Source organism: Campylobacter concisus (genome assembly GCF_002912425.1).
GTDB lineage: Bacteria > Campylobacterota > Campylobacteria > Campylobacterales > Campylobacteraceae > Campylobacter_A > Campylobacter_A concisus_AH.
The window spans coordinates 1-6,230 of the sequence record NZ_POYR01000022.1; the positions used below are offsets into that span (position 1 = coordinate 1).

A 6,230-nucleotide genomic window follows, 5' to 3' on the forward strand; every position below is an offset into this window, starting at 1 on the left:
TCTATACATAGATAACTACCGCTTTTTAGATCGCTTTTTTCTGCTATTTCTTTATAAAAAAATACTCTTAAATTAGTATCTCCCATTTTTACAAAAGCATATGAATGGATAAGTCTCATTTGTGTATTTGCTACTTCTATAAATTCACTATCTATATATTCCTTTGATTTTTTAATTAAATTTCCAGAAAAACTTTTCGTTATTATAAAATAAGCTATTCCAATTGAAAACACTTCTATTAGAGAATAATAGTTATTATATGGGCCAACTACATTAGCACACCTTTCATGATAGCCTCTATCCCAAACATTATCATTTATTTTGTTAATGATTTCTTTAATAGTCAGCGTGACTTTTTTCATATAGGTCTCTTCATTCTTCTTAATCTTTTCCATATCATTTGGCTGTTTAGCATAAGCATTTACGTGAGCGACATTTACTCCAAGAAGCTCTTCATATTTAATGTGCTGATTTAGATATTCTATGTCATCATTATAGGCAAGATCTTTATACTCTTCTACTTTTTCTTTAATGTTGTCTATATAGTTTTTACTTACTCTAGCAAATGGGGATAAATTTAAAACTAGAGTTGATTTGTTATTGCCTTTATTTATATCTATACTATATTTACTATAGTCTTTAACAGGCTCTAGGGTCTTTATATCACTGAAATTTTGTTTTACAAGGCTGCTTCTATTTGATCTATTTAGCTCATCTTTTATTTCTTGATCTAAGCTTTTGCTTATAACTTCTTCTCTTAGCCCTGCATTAGATCTAAAAGGAGAATTTGAAAGAACGATGTAGTTTTTGTTTAAATTTGAAAAGTCCTTGCTATTCATCTCATCATTTGTAGATTTGCCGTTTTTATCAGATTTATCTGATATTAGATTGGCCAGTTTTACAGAGTTAAAATTTGTAGCACAGATGAAATTTAGATTTGCATTTAGTCCTTTTATCTCTTTTTTAAGCTTATCAAAAAGAGTATCATCACCAGAGCCAAAGCCTAAATTTTTATTTACGACATTATAATTGATCTGTTCTTTAGTGTAGTCAAACACTCTTGCATCATCTAAATATCCATAGATACTGCAACCCTCATCTGCATTGTAGTTCATTTCGTTTAGATTATTTGAGTCTGTAAGAAAGCGATAACCAAAATTTAGATGAGTGATATCTATAAAATATCCAGCTCTGTCATCTTTGTCCTTTTTAAATACTAGTACATTACAACTAGAATTTACATTTATAGTATTTATAATAGAAGCAAATCTAGATGTAAAAAAGTTAAGTATAGGCAAGGATACTCCATAAAGTGCTCTAGTGGTTTTGTATTCGTATAATTTAAGGTTTAATTTTATAAATTCATAAAGCCCTGAGCCAGTCGAAGCTAACATCTTGCCTATCCCTTTTTCACCACTCAAATCAGCTAGGCTAAGGATAAAAAGCACTACTTGTTTTATAAGAAATTGACCGCTATCATTATTTAGCTTGCTTAAATTTTTGTCTAGCTCATCGAAACACTCTTCTATGCTTCTTTCAAATTTAGCCCCATCTAATCCCTCGCTAGAGATCAAGGATCTAGCGTCACTTAGCAGGTCCTGCTTCAACGTATTTAAACAATCTCTTATAATATCCTTACAGTCATCATAATACGTAACCGCAAGATCAAACATATTATAAAAACTCAAAGGCGCTTTGCCTGTTATTTTTGTTGGCTCTTCGTTTTCGCCAAGCTTTCTTAATAGGTTTCTTTCTTTCTCGTCTTGAGCAGCTTCTATCACATATTCATCATTTTTTTTATTTCTTATAGGGTCTATCTTCTCTTTTAAATTTATAAAAAATTTATCGATCGCACTCTTTTTATGAACTACTTTTACAGGTATACCTCTATATTCAAATTCTCTTGCTCTGCCAAGATCACTATCAGTAAAGCTCTCTTTGTCTATATAAAAATCAGTTACTATTGATGCTTCTTTGCCGTCCTGCCTTGAAAAATCAGCTATCAAGTTAAGTATTATATTTACCATCATGGTATTTCTTGACGTAAAATAATTAAAACTAGACGTATAAAGCGTCACGCTCTTTGCATCAGTCATATACTCTTTTATCTTTTTTAAAGTCTCTTCGCAAGAGTAGGTTATTTTTATTTCGTTGTTTTGCATATTAAGCCACCACCACTGTTTTTGTTGTATTTATATCATCATTATATTTGCTATCAAGCCCGCAAGCAAATTTTATATCCACCGTCTTAGCCTTGCTTGGTGTGACGTAGATAAGATTACTCTCATCGCTTATATCATCCACAAACTGGAAAAATCCTATACCACTTTTTGGAAGTGTTATATTTTTGTAAATAGATTCTATATATTTAGGTGTTATAAAGATGAAATTCTTATCCATGAGCGAGTATTTGAAGTTAAATGATGCGATACTAAATTTATCCTCTCTAAAGCGAGAGCTTAGATGTTCTTTTAGCTTCTTATCTTTTACATCGCTGCCCTCATCTAAATTTAGCTCCATCTCTTTAAATCCCTCTTGGTTTTTATGCTCCACATCATTTAGCTTATATATGCAAACAGCAAGGTTGTCTGCTTGATTAAGGGCTGATTTTACATGCAGTCTTATGTGAGCACTATTTAAATTTGGATTTACCACCGCAGCATTATTGTCTTCAGATGTTGGGCTACCTATGCTATGAGCTAGCTTTATCCTGTTTTCTTTTTTTATGCACCTTAGCGGTGAGCTAGTGTTGCTTAGGCACGCTGGCACTAGATCTTGCATAACAGCATAGTGGTTATTCATACTTTTTAGACTAAGCGCCGCTCTTGGCACATATGCCACCTTTGTGCAAGGGTTTTTAGCTGAGCAGCCAACTATAGGTGAGTTTATAAAGTCAACATCAAGTATCACGCCTTGATCATCTGACCTTATGCTTTTGCCTGCTCTACTTTTTAAGATCACATGGCCACCATGTGGGCAAACTACCACGTCATCTTCTATTATTGGATTAGCAAAGGCAGTGCCGCCAGCACTTAGCGCACTACTTCTCTTTTCTAAATTTAGCCTCTCATTTGCCCGCTCAAGCGACTCTTTGGTCTCTTTGTTTGTTGGTTTTAGGTCTATATTTAGGCTTTTGTTTAGTAAAGAGTAGTTTAGCACACAAGCTCGTTGGTTTTTATAATCGATAGTTAGTCTTCCCTTGTCTTTATCCTCATCTCTTGGCTGATGAGCAAAGCTTAGCAGGTTAGAATTTGACTCCTCCCCATCCTCTTCTTTTTTAAAGTATAGTGGATAGTCTGATTGCTCTGTGGCGGTGTTTAGTGGCATAGAGTTTAAAAAGACATTTGGCGTATAAGACCTAATGTCCTCTATATTTAGCCTATCTTCTATCTTATTATAAATTTCATCGCAGTCCACAACATCCTTATCGTTTAAAAATATATAAAGCTGCTTATCCTTAGTGTCAGCAAACGCCGTAGAGCTTGATCTATCTAGGCTAAATTTCTCTTTAGCCCCATTATCTCTTATATAAATGCTAGTAAAGTTATCACTAAACATAGCATTTTTAAACTGAGCCTTCTTAGCCTTTATAAACAAGCTATCTTTCTCTTTTGGCAAATAGCACTTTGTAAGATTTGAGCCGTAGGTGTAGGCTTTCGTGATATCAGTTTTATCTTTTATTAGCTCGTTTTCGCTATGTATAAATTCCAGTGGATACATCTTTTGCAACGATCTTATCTGATTTAAAGGTATATTTGAGCTATCGTCCATATCGTTTTTGTCTATTATCCTTGCATAAATTTGCTTATCCGCCAGATCCATCAGCATATCCACCAAGGTTACTTTACTTAGCTTATTTTCACTTTCGGCAGAGTATTTGTCTATTATCTCTTGATACTCCTCATCTCCAAGGCTCTCTAGTATATGATAAAGCTCTCCCAAAATGATACTTATATAGTTTTGATTATCATCTTTTATATTTTCGTTTTTATCGCTGAGCTTATATTTATTGCCCTCTATGTTGTCTACTAGTATGGCAGATAGCTTATCAAGATATGTTAGTGCATAGGATATGTCCTCACTTAGCGCCTTTTTCTTGGAATTTTTATCTTCTTTTAAAAGGTAGTCATATAGATATATGGCATATATTATACTAGTCATATAGTGTGAGTTTTTATAGTAATTGCCATCGAGATGACCTATATGAAGCAGATGAAGCCTAGGCGTATTTTTGTAGTTTATCCTGTCATTTGGAGTAAGCCCTAGTTTATAGCCTAGATCAGCTATCACCGACACAGTAGGCTCTATGGCTCTATTAAAGTCGTTGCCTATGTTAAATTCCTCACAAGTCACAGTATTTTTTATAGTCTCGCAGTGGTGTATCTCAAATGGTATGCGGTCTTTGTATATAGTTTTGCAGCTAGCAGCACTCTCCTCTAGTAAGTTAGGGTCTAGCTCGTCTTTGTGATCTTTGCACTCGCTTATTAGAGTATCAGTATTTTTTGAGCCGTTATATATCTTATCTACACATTTGTCTATGACCTTTCTGGTAAATCCAAAAAGATCAAGCAGCTTATGCACGCAAAATTTGATCATCTTAACTATCAGCCTAACCACCCTAAATACAAAATGCAAAGCACTGATAGCAAGACCACCTATACCAGGGGCATTATATGTATAAAGCTCATCTACATTTAAACTCTTATAAAACAAGCAACATACCTGAGATAGATGTCCGCCAAGGCTGTGGCCACATATACTTACGTTAAAGTTAGGCGTTTTCTCGTCACTACCACTATCCTCTCTGATAGCCTTTTTTATATCGCCTATCATCGTAAAGAGCGATATGATCTGAGGTAGTCCAGCAAATGCAGCTATAAACACGTCAGTAAGCACCAAGTCTTTTAATAGCTCAGCACCGCCAACCTCCGTGCCCCTAAAAGCTATGATATATCTTGGCTTGTCACTACTCATAGTAGGCTCTGTATCCTTAAATATCGTGTAAGAAAAGCCAGATATTGCGGTATTTGACTGGTGAGATATCAGCTCATATCTATTTACAAATGTTTTTGTTCGGTGAGATAGGGAGGTTGGTTTATAGAAAATTCGCTGAGAAAAATCTCTTTCATCTACTTTTATAAAATTTTTAATGTCATTATCAATTAATTTTTTATCTTCTTTTTCGTCTTCATAATCATTTGGAGCTATTATCTCCTTGTCTTTCATAAATCTGGCTTCTACACAAAGAGCGTAAGCTGTAAGAGCGCCGGCTTCTTTTATGATATTTTCATTTTCATCTTGCAAATTTATTTTTAATACATCACCTTTTCTAATACCATCAGCATAGACCCACCTAGGATTAGGCTTTTTAAGTATTTTATAGTTATAAAATTCATCCGATTTACTCCATTTTTCATTTTTATCTATAAATTCATAAAATGAGTAAGAAGCATCAGCCATATCAGCATGGTCTTTTATATCAGATATTATTTGTTTTACAGATTTATTTTTAGGGTTATTATTGCTATTTTCCACTATTTTTCCTTAACAAAAGTGTTTTTAGAGCTATCAAAGTAAAATTTATTTCCACCTAAGACATAGTTTGTTTCGCTCTTACTAAATTTTATCCCAGCCCCTTCATCGCCAAATAAGCCATATTTTTTTGATTGATAGCTGTATGTTGCTGATATGTCTATAGGTATTACAACACCATTATTGTCTATATAGAAATATCCCAACCCCATTGATGGTTTAAACTTATTGTAGTTTTCAAGTCCTATGAAATTTATAATTTTATCTGCAAATTCTTTTGGAATTTTAACTCTTTTGCCTGTTTGGTTTTCATAATTAATAGAATCAAGATAGTATCGCTTGCCGTTAGATAGAATTTTTGGCAAATTTTTATCAATCAAAGTTGTATCAACATCATATATAGTTATAAATTTATCCCCTTGTTTTATTTTTCTAGGATTTGACCTTATCTTATCACCAAGTGTTTTTCTTAGCTCTTTTCTTTCAGCTTCTCTCTTCTCTATCTCCTCAACAAATTTTTGATTAAACACATAAACTCCACCATATTTGCTAGCTAGGCTTTCTAGTTCAGAGTTACTTATCTTATTGCTTGCTTGATTTGCAGAGCAAGCTATTAAAAATATGCTTGTTAGTAGTAGAAGTATAATGCCTATAAATTTCATCCTATATCCTTTTAGAAAATTTATTTTGCTTATTTT

3 protein-coding genes are annotated in these 6,230 nt (G+C 33.4%); all 3 read right to left on the reverse strand.

The features are described 5' to 3' along the window. Positions 1-2,162 (reverse strand): hypothetical protein (locus tag CYP84_RS01190; RefSeq protein ID WP_141089177.1); only part of this gene is annotated, 2,162 nt, incomplete at its 3' end. 1 nt (position 2,163) lies between these two features. Then, entirely contained in the window at positions 2,164-5,535 is a 3,372-nt protein-coding gene (locus tag CYP84_RS01195) for a hypothetical protein (protein ID WP_103636394.1), read from the reverse strand. After that, positions 5,535-6,230 (reverse strand): hypothetical protein (locus CYP84_RS01200; protein WP_258033867.1); only part of this gene is annotated, 696 nt, incomplete at its 5' end. The genes CYP84_RS01195 and CYP84_RS01200, both read right to left, overlap by 1 nt.